At 55.0% G+C, this 11513-nt stretch carries 15 protein-coding genes and 1 pseudogene; 10 read left to right on the top strand and 6 right to left on the bottom strand.

Annotated features, from left to right (window positions below):
* Window positions 1-73 (bottom strand): annotated as a pseudogene (locus tag WCE46_RS08010) (stress response translation initiation inhibitor YciH); the annotation flags it as partial.
* A gap of 128 nt (window positions 74-201) precedes the next feature.
* Here WCE46_RS08010 and WCE46_RS08015 point away from each other — a divergent pair.
* Window positions 202-1644: a cobyric acid synthase gene (locus WCE46_RS08015; RefSeq protein ID WP_424733172.1), complete on the top strand. Its 1443-nt coding sequence runs from the start codon at window positions 202-204 to the stop codon at window positions 1642-1644.
* 39 nt (window positions 1645-1683) lie between these two features.
* Here WCE46_RS08015 and WCE46_RS08020 read toward each other — a convergent pair whose 3' ends face one another.
* Window positions 1684-1950 (bottom strand): hypothetical protein, encoded by a 267-nt coding sequence (locus WCE46_RS08020; RefSeq protein ID WP_424733173.1) that lies wholly within the window; start codon window positions 1948-1950, stop codon window positions 1684-1686.
* 87 nt (window positions 1951-2037) lie between these two features.
* Between WCE46_RS08020 and WCE46_RS08025 the strand changes: the two genes are divergently transcribed.
* Window positions 2038-3201: a sugar phosphate nucleotidyltransferase gene (locus WCE46_RS08025; protein ID WP_424733174.1), complete on the top strand. Its 1164-nt coding sequence runs from the start codon at window positions 2038-2040 to the stop codon at window positions 3199-3201.
* A 16-nt stretch (window positions 3202-3217) separates the two neighbouring features.
* Here the strand turns inward: WCE46_RS08025 and WCE46_RS08030 are convergent, their stop codons facing one another.
* A complete protein-coding gene (locus WCE46_RS08030; protein WP_424733185.1) occupies window positions 3218-4003 on the bottom strand; it encodes a CBS domain-containing ParB/RepB/Spo0J family partition protein in 786 nt (261 codons plus the stop codon).
* Window positions 4004-4285: 282 nt separating this feature from the next.
* On the opposite strand from WCE46_RS08030, the gene WCE46_RS08035 reads away from it, so the two are divergent.
* Window positions 4286-4981 carry a hypothetical protein gene (locus tag WCE46_RS08035; RefSeq protein ID WP_424733175.1) on the top strand — a complete coding sequence of 232 codons (696 nt, stop codon included), beginning with the start codon at window positions 4286-4288 and terminating at the stop codon, window positions 4979-4981.
* Between the two features lie 201 nt (window positions 4982-5182).
* Here the strand turns inward: WCE46_RS08035 and WCE46_RS08040 are convergent, their stop codons facing one another.
* Window positions 5183-5758, bottom strand: coding sequence for an HVO_0476 family zinc finger protein (locus tag WCE46_RS08040; RefSeq protein ID WP_424733176.1), 576 nt, complete (start codon window positions 5756-5758; stop codon window positions 5183-5185).
* Between the two features lie 34 nt (window positions 5759-5792).
* Between WCE46_RS08040 and WCE46_RS08045 the strand changes: the two genes are divergently transcribed.
* A complete protein-coding gene (locus WCE46_RS08045) occupies window positions 5793-6221 on the top strand; it encodes a DUF371 domain-containing protein (RefSeq protein ID WP_424733177.1) in 429 nt (142 codons plus the stop codon).
* Here the strand turns inward: WCE46_RS08045 and xseB are convergent.
* Together xseB and xseA are read right to left on the bottom strand one after the other, a co-directional pair.
* Window positions 6205-6390, bottom strand: a complete 186-nt coding sequence (gene xseB / locus WCE46_RS08050) for an exodeoxyribonuclease VII small subunit (protein ID WP_292425143.1) — start codon at window positions 6388-6390, stop codon at window positions 6205-6207. The two genes, WCE46_RS08045 and xseB, sit on opposite strands and share 17 nt — an antisense overlap.
* Window positions 6374-7648 carry an exodeoxyribonuclease VII large subunit gene (xseA, locus tag WCE46_RS08055; RefSeq protein WP_424733178.1) on the bottom strand — a complete coding sequence of 425 codons (1275 nt, stop codon included), beginning with the start codon at window positions 7646-7648 and terminating at the stop codon, window positions 6374-6376. Before xseA ends, xseB begins: the two co-directional genes overlap by 17 nt.
* Here xseA and WCE46_RS08060 point away from each other — a divergent pair.
* The 6 genes from WCE46_RS08060 to WCE46_RS08085 form a co-directional block, all read left to right on the top strand.
* Complete coding sequence (locus WCE46_RS08060; protein ID WP_424733179.1) at window positions 7647-8519, top strand: sugar phosphate isomerase/epimerase family protein; 873 nt, start codon at window positions 7647-7649, stop codon at window positions 8517-8519. The two genes, xseA and WCE46_RS08060, sit on opposite strands and share 2 nt — an antisense overlap.
* Window positions 8520-8632: 113 nt before the next feature.
* Window positions 8633-9910: a hemolysin family protein gene (locus tag WCE46_RS08065; RefSeq protein ID WP_424733180.1), complete on the top strand. Its 1278-nt coding sequence runs from the start codon at window positions 8633-8635 to the stop codon at window positions 9908-9910.
* A gap of 15 nt (window positions 9911-9925) precedes the next feature.
* The gene (gene purN / locus WCE46_RS08070) at window positions 9926-10531 is read left to right on the top strand and encodes a phosphoribosylglycinamide formyltransferase (protein ID WP_424733181.1); all 606 of its coding nucleotides are present in this window, start codon (window positions 9926-9928) and stop codon (window positions 10529-10531) included.
* 108 nt (window positions 10532-10639) lie between these two features.
* Window positions 10640-10966 (top strand): ribonuclease P protein component 4, encoded by a 327-nt coding sequence (locus WCE46_RS08075; protein ID WP_424733182.1) that lies wholly within the window; start codon window positions 10640-10642, stop codon window positions 10964-10966.
* Window positions 10950-11201 carry a YhbY family RNA-binding protein gene (locus WCE46_RS08080; protein ID WP_424733183.1) on the top strand — a complete coding sequence of 84 codons (252 nt, stop codon included), beginning with the start codon at window positions 10950-10952 and terminating at the stop codon, window positions 11199-11201. The genes WCE46_RS08075 and WCE46_RS08080 overlap by 17 nt, the downstream gene beginning before the upstream one ends.
* A 112-nt stretch (window positions 11202-11313) precedes the next feature.
* A partial coding sequence (locus WCE46_RS08085; RefSeq protein WP_424733184.1) for a 40S ribosomal protein S19 occupies window positions 11314-11513 on the top strand: 200 nt, incomplete at its 3' end.

Below are 11513 nucleotides of genomic sequence, written 5' to 3' on the forward strand. Positions count from 1 at the left end.
GTTCTTTTGCTACCTCCTCACAGATACACAATTCCCTGGGAAGTCCACACGTCGGGCAAATGCCACCAATCATTACAGCTATTTTTAAGTTCTGGTTATTTATTACTTGGCATTGTCGGAACGATATCCGGCCGGAAAACCGCGTTTGCATCTGTTTTTGACACGTATTCGTTTTATGTGCGGGCAATCCAATGATTGAGTATGTCTCTCATGGTCGTGGGTTCTTCGTCGCACGTGGGAAAAAGCGTGACGGTTGCTGCGATCTGCCGGTGCCTGGTGCGCCGGGGGATGAGCGTTGCACCGTTCAAGTCCCAGAACATGAGCCTGAACTCATTTGTGACTGATGATGGCGGGGAGATCGGGATGGCACAAGCGATGCAGGCATGGGCTGCACGGCTATCTCCCACCACTGACATGAACCCGGTGCTGCTCAAGCCAAAGGGCGACTGTATCTCGCAGGTAGTGCTTTTCGGTCACCCGTATAAGGATGTCCCGATAGCGGAGTACTACCGGGAAACCCCCTACCTGCTCACGGAAGCAGTGGCCGCATTCCAGCGCCTTGAACAGGAATATGGCCAGGTCGTGGTCGAAGGGGCGGGTGGGGCAGCCGAGATAAACCTGTACGACCGGGACATTGCAAATACTCTGCTCGCCGAAAAACTCACCCTCCCCCTTATCCTCGTGGCAGATATCGAAAGAGGCGGGGTATTTGCCCAGATATACGGTACCATCCAACTCCTGCCGGAACGGGTCCGGCCGCTGGTGAAGGGAATCATCATTAACAAGTTCCGGGGAGATCCGGCCATCTTTGTCCCGGGTGTAAAGATGATCGAGGAACTGACGGGTGTACCGGTGCTTGGTGTCGTGCCCTATTTCCCCCTCCCCCTCCCCAGTGAAGATTCCCTTTCCATCGGGGATAAGACGGCCCGGGAGTTTCCGGTCCGGATTGCGGTCATCCGTCTCCCCCATATCTCCAATTTTACGGATTTCGAACTGCTCGAACAGTACGCGGCAGTTGATTACGTTTCCTGCGGTGCCGCACTGACGAGATACGACTGCATTATCATCCCCGGCACAAAGAACACCATCGATGATCTTGCCGCGATCAGGGCACAGGGAACAGATCGCGAACTGCAGGAGGCGCGTGCAAGAAACGTGCCGGTGATCGGGATCTGCGGGGGATACCAGATGCTGGGAAAAACCCTCATAGATGAAGGTTTTGAATCGGCCGCAGGAATTTATGAGGGGCTCGGATTGCTTGATTGTGTCACCCGTTTTGCCTCGTATTCCAAAAATACCACGCAGGTGGAACGCAATGCATGCCCGGTTCCGCCGATTCTCTCATCTATGGGCACGGTGACCGGGTACGAGATCCATATGGGTGTTACCGGAGAAGGAACGGACAGAGAGGCGTTGTGCGGAGATGGCAGGGTAAGTGCCGACGGGCTTGTCTTTGGCACCTACATGCACGGACTGTTTTTAAACCCGTCAGCGGTAAATGCGCTGCTTTCCTATCTTTACGGGAAAAAAAGGCTGCCTTTTATCCCGATTGTTCAGGTAGACAACGATCCCTACGATACCCTTGCGACGTTTTTCGAGCAGCACGTGGACATGGCTGCAATTCTTGCATTAATGAAAAAATAGGCGGATCGCGGGAGACGCCGCGTGTTTCATGAGGGAGATTTAGCCGATGATATTCGTGATGCTGTGGAATCCCTCACCCTGCCGGTCCGCACACCTGACGGCTTGGACCGTAGAGAGATCCACATTTTCGGTCACCCGGCACTTAACGCAGTAGGCCAGTGACGGGGATTTCACGTACCGATCTTTTACTTTGAACTCACGGCTGTGGATGCAGAGCCGACAGTAATCGACCGGTTCCCGTTTCTCCGGCAGGCACTGGACGGTACCATCTCTAACGTCAAGTTCCCGGTATGTATCAGATCCCATAGCAGTGCCCTCTTGTATCCCATAGTATCTCCGGCACTATACTTAAAACAGTTTAACGCCAAAATTAGAGTCATGAAGGTGTGTATCATGTGCGGGGGCGAAGGAACACGCCTGCGCCCTCTCACATTCGAGCGTCCGAAACCCTGTATCCCGATTGTCAACCGACCGTCAATCCAGCATCTTGTCTCACACCTGTCCAATATGGGGTTCCGCGAAGTAGTGATGACCCTCGGGTACATGGGAAATGATATCGAGGCGGCACTCGGTGACGGCTCGCTCTTTGGCGTCGATATCACCTATGTCCATGAGAAGACCAAGCTCGGTACTGCCGGCAGCGTGAGAAATGCCAGGAAATACCTCGATGATCAGGATTTTCTGGTCGTCGGCGGCGACCATGTTACCGACTTAAATGTCCTTGAATTCTACCGATTCCACAAGAGTGAGAAGGCAATAACGTCCATAGGCCTTATTTCTATTGACGATCCCGGCGAGTACGGTATCGCTGAAATCGATGTCAACTACGAGATAAAGCGGTTCAAGGAAAAGCCATCCCCGGGTGAGATCTTCTCTAATCTCGCAAGCACGGGGATGTATGTCTGCAAACCTGATATTTTCGATCATATCCCTCCAGGGAAAAAATTTGATTTTGCACGTGACCTGTTCCCGCATCTGATGGACGAGGGAAAGATCCTCAAAGGCTGGCTTGCTAGGGGGAACTGGACAGATGTGGGGAGCCCGCACTCGCTCCGGCAGGCTGAGCGCTGGAAACTGCAGGACATCACGATCACCGATATCATTGGCGACCTTTCCATGCACGGCGCACGGGTGCAGGGCCCGGTGCAGCTGGGCGACGCGATCACGCTCGGGAAGAACACCCGGGTTATCGGGCCGGTTGCAATTGGATCAGGGACGACCATCGGGAATAACGTGCTGATCGGCCCCTACACGAGTATCGGTGAGCGGTGCATCATACGGAACAATGCAAAGATCTTCTCCTCGTCCCTCTACAACAGGGCAGTCATCGGCGCTAATACCACGATCTCGGGAAGTATCATCGATAATGATACCCAGATCGGGGAAGGTTGCTGTATAGAGAACGATACCGTGATCGGCCCCAGGGTTGTTTTGCGCAGCAACGTTGTGGTACATTCAAAGACCCGGGTCTGGCCTGAAGTCGTGGTTCCGGAGGGTGCTATCGTAAAAGAGCATATCCTCAACGAAAAGTTCGACGTCAGGTGCGAAGGGTCGTAAAAAAAGTATACTTTTTTCAGGCCCGTTTCACCAGCCGGTGCGTAATTGCAACAAGCGGATGGCGTGCATAATCCAGTACCTGCACATCATCGAGGGTTTTTAGATTCATCGTGTTTGCCGTCCGCTCCATGCCCAGTTCCACGTCCTCGCGGATCTCAATGATATATGCGTCAAGCGCCGTTATGCCAAGCCTCTTTGCAGCTATCGCGCGGTGGTGACCGTCCACGAGGATAATCCGGCCAGGCCTTTTCACCACGATGATGGGTTCCGCCAGCCCTTTTTTGATCTCGTAGATCCTGCCCTCAAGTTCGTCCTCGTAAATCTTGGACTGGGTGGGAAGCAGATCCTTGACTGGCACAATGCCCCGGTTGAGCGTGGGATCGACGCCGTAGAGTTTTTTTAAGGTCGTCATAAAATTGAAGACTTTTTCCGGGGATACATGCTCGATCTGCGAGCGGATCACATCGGAATTGGAGATGATCCCCAGTAGGTGATTTTTCTCATCCACGACGGGAAGCTTCTGGATACCGCTCCTGAAGATCACCCGTGCCGCATCGGTAATATCCATCTCGGGATCCGCGACGATCAGTTCTCCTGACATGGCCTGTTCAATCGTTTCGCCCGGTTTTACAAAGAGGAGGTCGCGGGCTGCGATATACCCGACCACTGCCGAACCGTCAACGACCGGGAAGCCGTCGTGATTGGTCTGCTGGATCTTTTCTATAACCGATTGTACCGTGCCATGAAGATCCACGCTGACGACATCATAGGTCATATAATCCTTGACCTTTTTTTTGTCCATCAGTACAATTTCCGGTGCTGATGACATTAAAGAATCGGTAAAAAAAGTATGCGTGGGGCAGTGGATCAATTCAATGGCGATGCGTGAAACCGGTGCAATATTTAAACGTTTGAGATAGACGTCCAGTACCCCGTTCTTGAAACTGGCTTTGGCATCGTTTTCGGTTACATCTGGCAAAAAACATCATGGAAGTGCCGCAGGTTCCGGGAAATTACCCGATCCGTATTTTATCAGAATAGTTTATGACCGTTAAACATTGACTTAATAAGGAGGATTTTAGTAATGGGCGCAAAAAAACAGGCTGCAAAATCAAAGAGAGCGTGGGTAAAAATACTTGCGATTGTCGCCGGAGTACTTTTTGTCGTACTCATGGTGGTATCCGCAATGGGTTCAAGCTGGATTTCATCGCTTGCCACAGTGAAACCCGGCGATGTGGTTGTACTGGACTATACCCTGCGGGATGCGCAGGGAAACCCGCTCCTCACCTCGAACCAGCAGCTGTACACGCAGCTTGTCGGTGAGGGTTCCGGTATCATGTATTCAAAGCAGCTCACCATAACTGCAAACCAGTCCCCATCGACCGCAATATTCCCGGTACAGGTCTATACAGAGAAGAGTGGCTGGACCAACCAGTTTGCACTGTTTGCGAGCGAGTACACCACGATCAGTACCGGTGTTGTCGGGCTCAGGACGAACGGTGCGAAAACGATCTCTCTCACATCTGCCCAGCCCATGACACAGTTCTGGTCAGAAAAACAGCTGGAACTCAATAACATGACGCTTTCATCGATGCAGGTTGGCGAGCTCATAGACCTTGGTGTTTCCGATAACCCCAATGCAACAGCGGCCAACAGCACCGCTCAGACGTATATACGAATCGGTGAGATCACCAACAAGACTTCTGACGGAGTCAACATCGATTTCTCCTATCCTCGCGTTGACGTTACGGTCATCTCGATCAACCCGGTTTCGAGCTGATCACCCGAATATTTTTTTTGTCTTTTATATGCAGGCGCAACTGTTTACCGGGGTAATTCATAAAAACCGGATATTTGCTCCTGACTGACCAAGCCTCCTCCCGGCACAATGCCGTAAACGTGATGTTAGTTTTGACCTTCACGGTACGTGGTCTTCATTTACACCTGGAGAACGGGCGCTAAAAATACCAAAAAAAGGATCTTATGAACGGACCCCGTAGATACGCTTGATCTTGTGAGCGATCGTCTTCCAGCCCTCTTTTCTCATCAGGGGACCGTCGCGCAGTTTGATGTGGGAGAGTTTGAACCGTTTCCCATCGACAACGTACTTCTCACCAACCACAAACTCATCCTCACCTTCGCATTCCATGTAGAGCGGGATCGTTTTCCTGCCATCATGGACTGAGATCTTTACGACTACCCGGTCGATGGTTCTCGTCCAGAGGGTGGTGATGTCCTTTGCCTTTGCACGCGGCAGCCTGCGCCCCCCGCATTCGATCGCCGTCACTTCGACCCCGTAGGCTTCGTCCCCGCACTCTGCCACGAGGTGGTCGTCAAGGAAACACTCGTCATCCGGGTCAAATTCGATGGTGCCGGTAAGTGAAGTTCCTTCACGGGAGACAATCGTTTTTATCACAAGCAGTTCCGGTTCCTTCTCCCAGGGTATCCGGTGGTGGTGCCCGCACGTGGTGCACCGGACAAGGCGGTCGCGAGACTCAGCGAGGACCTCGTGCTCGGTCTCTTCCCTGCACTCGGGACACAAAACGGTGATAAACATTAAAATATGAATGGCAACCCTCACATGATAAAGCATGAAGGCGCAGGAGATTATCCGGTGCCGGGGGCATCCCCTCGTCCTTGGCACCCACCCGACCACGTTTGAAGTGACATGCGAGGAGCATCTTACCGGGAACGGAAACTGCATCATCGGGGTCGCTGCCGACAGGGGCTGCGCCGGCCTTTCAGCGGAGTTCAGACAGGTCCTCGCTCACGATGACGCGGTTCTTGTAACACAGCTTTCTGCGGGGAACGCTGAAGTTGTGGTGCGATCCCGGGGATCGGCGAACCTGACTCTCGATCACCCGACAAACCTGGTCTGGCGGCGAAGCTCGTTTACCTGCGGCAGGACGATTGGCATCTGCTCGGATCACGTGGCTGCAACACTGCCCCGGGATCTTATCGCCGCACTCCGGAACGTAGAAGAGATGACGGTAACCCTGACCGTCACGCGTCCCGGCTGAGCGTGGTAATCTTCTCTTCGGCCCCGGCAAGCAGGGTTTCGCACTGTTTGACAAGCGCTGCACCTTGTTCGTATAACTTCATGCTCTCGTCGAGACTCGTACCGCCGTCCTCGATCTTAGCGATGATCTGCCGCAACTGCTCGATCTTTTCCTCATAGGTTTCCGTCATGATCCACACGCTCCACTGTTACCCGGCTCCTGCCATCGTAAAACCGCAGGTTCAGCCGGTCGTTCTCCCTGATGGCATCTGTGGACCTCACCACGACACCCTCCTTTTCTGCCATACAGTATCCCCGGGCAAGTACCGCACGCGGGCTCCTCCCGTCAAGTGCAGTCTTCATCTCCGCGAGCATGAGACGGTCGCGCTCGATCCGTGTCGAGTACGACCGTTCAAGCCGGTCAGAGAGATCCGCGGTTGCCTGCCGTTTCTCACCAATTTTCCGGCAGAATCTCTGCGGGCGGAGCCGGTCCCGGAGCGCAGCGATATCCTCCTGCGCACGTGAGACGCGGGCAAGCAGTGCCCCGCCCAGCTGGCACCGGAGATCCCGGAGTGCGATCCGGAGGTCTTTCCTGTCCGGGACCACCAGTTCGGCCGCAGCCGAGGGGGTGGGCGCCCGCATATCGGCAGCGAGATCGGCAAGCGTCACGTCGACCTCGTGGCCGATGGCCGATACGACCGGCACCGGGCAGGCAGCAATTGCCCGCACGACATCGGGGTGGTTGAAAGGGAAGAGATCCTCGAAGCTCCCGCCGCCACGTGCGACGATCACCACATCCACCAGCCCTGCGACCCGATTGATTGCCCGTGCGATCTCCCTGTGGGCCTCATCACCCTGCACCGAAGTCGGGGAAATGACGATCTCCACAGGATAGCGTCGGGCAATCACGGTGCGGATATCGTGAATGACCGCACCTGTTTCTGATGTGACCACCCCCACCCGTGCGGGAAACGAAGGCAGCAGGCGTTTCCGTTCCGTGGCAAAACAGCCTTCCGCTGCCAGTTCCTTTTTCCATCTCTCGACAAGGAGGTATTTCTCCCCGGCTCCCGCCCGGGTCATCGATTTTACCTGTAACTGGTAGGACCCGTGCGGTGGGTATACCCGTACCGAACCGGTGACAACGACTGCCATGCCATCCTCCGGCTCAAAGGAAAGCCGGTCGGCATCCGACCGCCACATGACACACCTGATCACCGCTGCGGTGCTCCCGCCCCCTTTCTCCGAGAGGGAGAAGTAGCGGTGGCCCCGGGTGTGGTGCGTGTAATTGGTAACCTCGCCCTGCACCTTCATATCCTGCAGCTGGCGGTCATCGAGAAGGCGTTCGATGATACCGGAGACCTCACCGACCGTGAGCGGAGCGTCAGGCAGGACGGGCAATTCTTTTGGTTCCTGCACCTCGGGGGGTTCGGTGCGGTAAAACCAGTCCATGAAGGAAATATTATGCACAAAGCGCTTATCAATTAGTATTATCATGACTGCCTACGGCGTTTCGAGCATGTTCTTCCACGAATATACATCAGAGGAAATCTTCTCGTTTGCTGCACAGGCAGGTCTCGACGGGATCGAGTACTGGCTGGAGACACCACACTTCTGGCTCCGCAACCTCCCGGCAGACGAGGTATTGGCCTGCCGTCGGTCCCACCCGGAGATCGCCACGCTTACCGTCCACACGCCGGTTCTTGACCTGAATCCCTGCTCCATCAATCCCGACGTCGCAGAGATTTCAGTTGCCTACGCAGTCCGGTCGCTTGAAATGGCGCAGATGCTCGGGGCCAGTGTCCTCACCGTCCACCCCGGCCGAAGGACAGCAAAACGTCCCCCGGGCGAGGCGGACCGTGCCCGGTTCGACTATTATATCGGGGCGCTCCGCGAGGCCGCCTTCAAGGATACGGTCACCGTCGCGATCGAAAACATGGAACCTGCCGTCAATTCCCTTATTTGCACTCCAGAACGGATGCGGGACGTGCTTGATTCTGAACCATGGCTTAAGTTCACGCTCGATACCTCACACGCGCTCGCGGCATCCGAGGAGATTGTGATGCAGTACATCGATCTCTGCGCAGAACGGCTTGCAAACGTGCATATCAGCCGTGCTGAAAACGGGAGGCTCCATCTCCCGCTGGACCGGAGCCCGGTCATCGCCCGGATCCTCACAAAGCTCCGTGACTGCCACTACCGGGGCGGCCTGATGCTTGAAATCGACGACCTCAATCTCGGAAAACCGCTCCCTGCACAAGAAAAGTGCGCGATCCTCGCAAAGGATACTGCGTTTATGCGGGAATGCATGGAGCCTGACTAAAACAGGGAATGCCGCCGTCCGTTGGTTTTATTTAATCACATTTCCCATATCTGCTGTATAAGAACGACTATGAACCAAAGATGCTGGCGTGTTTTTACACGGCGTGAAACAGGATGATTGAGAACTTTTTTTATCTTCTGCTCTTCATCGTCTGCATCCTGCTCTCCGCGTTTTTTTCGAGTTCAGAGGTCGCCCTGATCTCGATCACCAAGGCGAGGGTGCGGACGCTTGTGAACGACAACAAGCCCGGTGCCATGGCCCTTGCCACGTTAAAGGAGAACCCGGATCACTTCCTTATCACGATCCTGATCGGGAACACCATCATGAACATCGCAGCCGCCGCTATTGCAACGGCAATTGCGATCAGCGTCTTTGGCAGTATCGGTGTCGGTATCGCCACCGGTTTTGTCGTAATCGTCCTCCTGATCTTCGGTGAGATCGGCCCGAAGATCTACGCCACCCGGGCCCCGGATGCGTTCCCCCGCACCGTCGCTCCCATTATCCTTTTCCTCTCACGCATACTCTCGCCTGTCATCTGGATCGTTGATCGGTTGAGCCCCTCTCTTGGCGCTGGCAGGGACGCGGCCGAACCCGCGGTGACCGAAGAGGAGATCAAGGAATGGATCGATGTGGGTAAGGAAGAAGGTACGATCGAGCAGGACGAAAAAGAGATGCTCTATTCAGTGCTGGAGTTCGGGGACACGACCTCCCGGGAGATTATGACTCCCCGCGTTGACGTGATCCTCATGGAGGATACCTCGGGCATCGGCGAAGCGATCCGGATCTTTAACGAGACCGGCTTCTCCCGTATCCCGGTTTATCACGATCAGATCGATAACATCACCGGCGTCCTCAATGTTAAGGATGTCTTCTCCGCGATGGTTTCAAAGAGGAAAGACCTCTCGATAAAAGAGATCATGTACGACCCGACCTTCGTACCTGAGACAAAGAAGATTGACGAACTCTTAAAAGAACTTCAGGTCCACCGGGTGCAGATCGCGATCGTCATCGATGAGTACAGCAGTTTTGTCGGGATCGTCACTGTCGAGGATATCCTCGAAGAACTTGTGGGAGAAATCATGGACGAGTACGACAAGGAGGAACCCGAGGTGCAGACAATCTCCGAGGGAGTCTACGTGCTCGACGCCCAGATGTGGGTGGACGATATCAACGATGAGCTCGGGCTCGGGCTGCCCATGGACGAATCGTACGAAACTGTAGGGGGGCTCCTGATCGACAGGCTCGGCCACATCCCACAGCACCCGGGGGAGAAGGTGGAGATCGAGGCCGGGAGGATCACGCTTGTTGTCATGCAGATGCATGGCAGGCGCATCGTGAAGATCAAGTGCGTTGTCCGCCCGGAAACGAATGGCGGTGCCGAGCACCAGTAAGTGGGTGGAGAAAACATGACAAAACGGATCGTAGTGGTTGCATCGGGACGCGGTTCGAACTTCCAGGCCATCATCGGGGCCCTCCAGCGGGGGAATATCCCGGCCGAGTGCGTGGCGCTTGTCACCGATAACCCGGAAGCGTATGCGATCGAGCGGGCACGGGTCGCTGATATCCCGGTCGTCGTTGTCGATTACGGCTCGTTTGCTACACGGGAGATTTACGAGCAGGCACTGCTTGAGGCACTTAAGGGGGCCCGACCCGACCTTGTCGTGCTCGCAGGTTACATGCGCATCCTTGGGTCAGCGATTGTCCGTGGGTATGCCGGGAAGATGATGAACATCCACCCGGCGCTCCTGCCCAGTTTCACCGGCCTCCACGCCCAGCGACAGGCACTGGAGCACGGGGTAAAACTGGCGGGGTGCACCGTACACTTCGTGGATGAAAGCCTTGACGGCGGCCCCATCATTCTCCAGCGCTGCGTCCGGGTGATGGACGATGATGACGAGGATACGCTCGCGAACCGCATTCTCATACAGGAGCATCTTGCCCTTCCCGAGGCGGTCCGGCTTTTCTGCGAGGATCGCCTCATTATTGAAGGAAGGAAGGTCAGGACCCGGTAAAAACGTCCTGTTACGGGATTAACTTCATCAGGCCCTGCCCGTGCCCGGTCGTTTTTATATCCCGGGCGCTGATAGTATGACACCTAAAAAAGGCAAAAAAAGTGAACCATGAAAGACAAGAACCGCACCCCTTCGGTAAAACCACTGGCACGGGAGCGTATTGCGGTGCTCTTTTCCGAGGCAGAGAAGGTCTATCATAAGCACCCTGAATACAGCGACCGGTATGTTGCCCTTGCCCGGAAGATTGCCATGCGCCAGCGTGTCAGGATCGACCGGGAGCACCGGCGCCGGTACTGTCACCATTGCTACCGGTACCTGGTGCCCGGGGTAAACATGCGGGTGCGGGTTCACCATGGATGGGTGGCAGCCACCTGCCTCGAATGCAACAAGACAACCCGGTACCGGGTGGAGAGATCTCATGACAACACCGAATGATCCCTCAATGCAGGACCTCAAACCGACGGTCTGGATCGGGAAACAGGGATGTACTGAGGCGACGATCGAAGAGATTGTTGCCCAGCTCAAGAAACGCAAGACTATCAAAGTGAAATGGCTTCAGAATACCGAAGTCGAACCGGAGAAGGTGGCAGAAGCCGCCGGTGCCGTCTTGGTCAACGTCCGGGGAAAAACGATGGTGTTCGCGGCACGCGGGCAAAAAGAGAGAAAATAAACCCTTTTCTGGTCCGGCAGAGACGAGGGCCGGCTTCTCGAAATATATAAGAACCTCGCTTACCAATAAGTTAAGACTGTTATTTAATTTTAAAAACAGTGAGGACTATTTCATGACGACCGTATATGATGTCCCGGCCGACCACCTCATCAGGAAGGTTGCCGAGGAGCTCAAGAAGCGGCAGGAGATCAAGCCGCCGGCATGGGCTGCCTTTGCAAAGACCGGGGTACATAAGGAGATGCCTCCCGAAGACCCCGACTGGTGGTTTATCCGGGCAGCAGCAGTGCTGAGACGCGTCTATGTCGACGGCCC

This window comes from Methanoregula sp. (genome assembly GCF_049690535.1).
Lineage (GTDB): Archaea > Halobacteriota > Methanomicrobia > Methanomicrobiales > Methanospirillaceae > Methanoregula.

Excerpts from the sequence above, each read along its gene's own strand:
- WCE46_RS08015 (WP_424733172.1), top strand. The coding sequence starts at position 202 with ATGTCTCTCATGGTCGTGGGTTCTTCGTCGCACGTGGGAAAAAGCGTG.
- WCE46_RS08020 (WP_424733173.1), bottom strand. The coding sequence starts at position 1,950 with ATGGGATCTGATACATACCGGGAACTTGACGTTAGAGATGGTACCGTC.
- WCE46_RS08025 (WP_424733174.1), top strand. The coding sequence starts at position 2,038 with ATGTGCGGGGGCGAAGGAACACGCCTGCGCCCTCTCACATTCGAGCGT.
- WCE46_RS08030 (WP_424733185.1), bottom strand. The coding sequence starts at position 4,003 with ATGGACAAAAAAAAGGTCAAGGATTATATGACCTATGATGTCGTCAGC.
- WCE46_RS08035 (WP_424733175.1), top strand. The coding sequence starts at position 4,286 with ATGGGCGCAAAAAAACAGGCTGCAAAATCAAAGAGAGCGTGGGTAAAA.
- WCE46_RS08040 (WP_424733176.1), bottom strand. The coding sequence starts at position 5,758 with ATGTTTATCACCGTTTTGTGTCCCGAGTGCAGGGAAGAGACCGAGCAC.
- WCE46_RS08045 (WP_424733177.1), top strand. The coding sequence starts at position 5,793 with ATGAAGGCGCAGGAGATTATCCGGTGCCGGGGGCATCCCCTCGTCCTT.
- xseB (WP_292425143.1), bottom strand. The coding sequence starts at position 6,390 with ATGACGGAAACCTATGAGGAAAAGATCGAGCAGTTGCGGCAGATCATC.
- WCE46_RS08060 (WP_424733179.1), top strand. The coding sequence starts at position 7,647 with ATGAAGGAAATATTATGCACAAAGCGCTTATCAATTAGTATTATCATG.
- xseA (WP_424733178.1), bottom strand. The coding sequence starts at position 7,648 with ATGGACTGGTTTTACCGCACCGAACCCCCCGAGGTGCAGGAACCAAAA.
- WCE46_RS08065 (WP_424733180.1), top strand. The coding sequence starts at position 8,633 with ATGATTGAGAACTTTTTTTATCTTCTGCTCTTCATCGTCTGCATCCTG.
- purN (WP_424733181.1), top strand. The coding sequence starts at position 9,926 with ATGACAAAACGGATCGTAGTGGTTGCATCGGGACGCGGTTCGAACTTC.
- WCE46_RS08075 (WP_424733182.1), top strand. The coding sequence starts at position 10,640 with ATGAAAGACAAGAACCGCACCCCTTCGGTAAAACCACTGGCACGGGAG.
- WCE46_RS08080 (WP_424733183.1), top strand. The coding sequence starts at position 10,950 with ATGACAACACCGAATGATCCCTCAATGCAGGACCTCAAACCGACGGTC.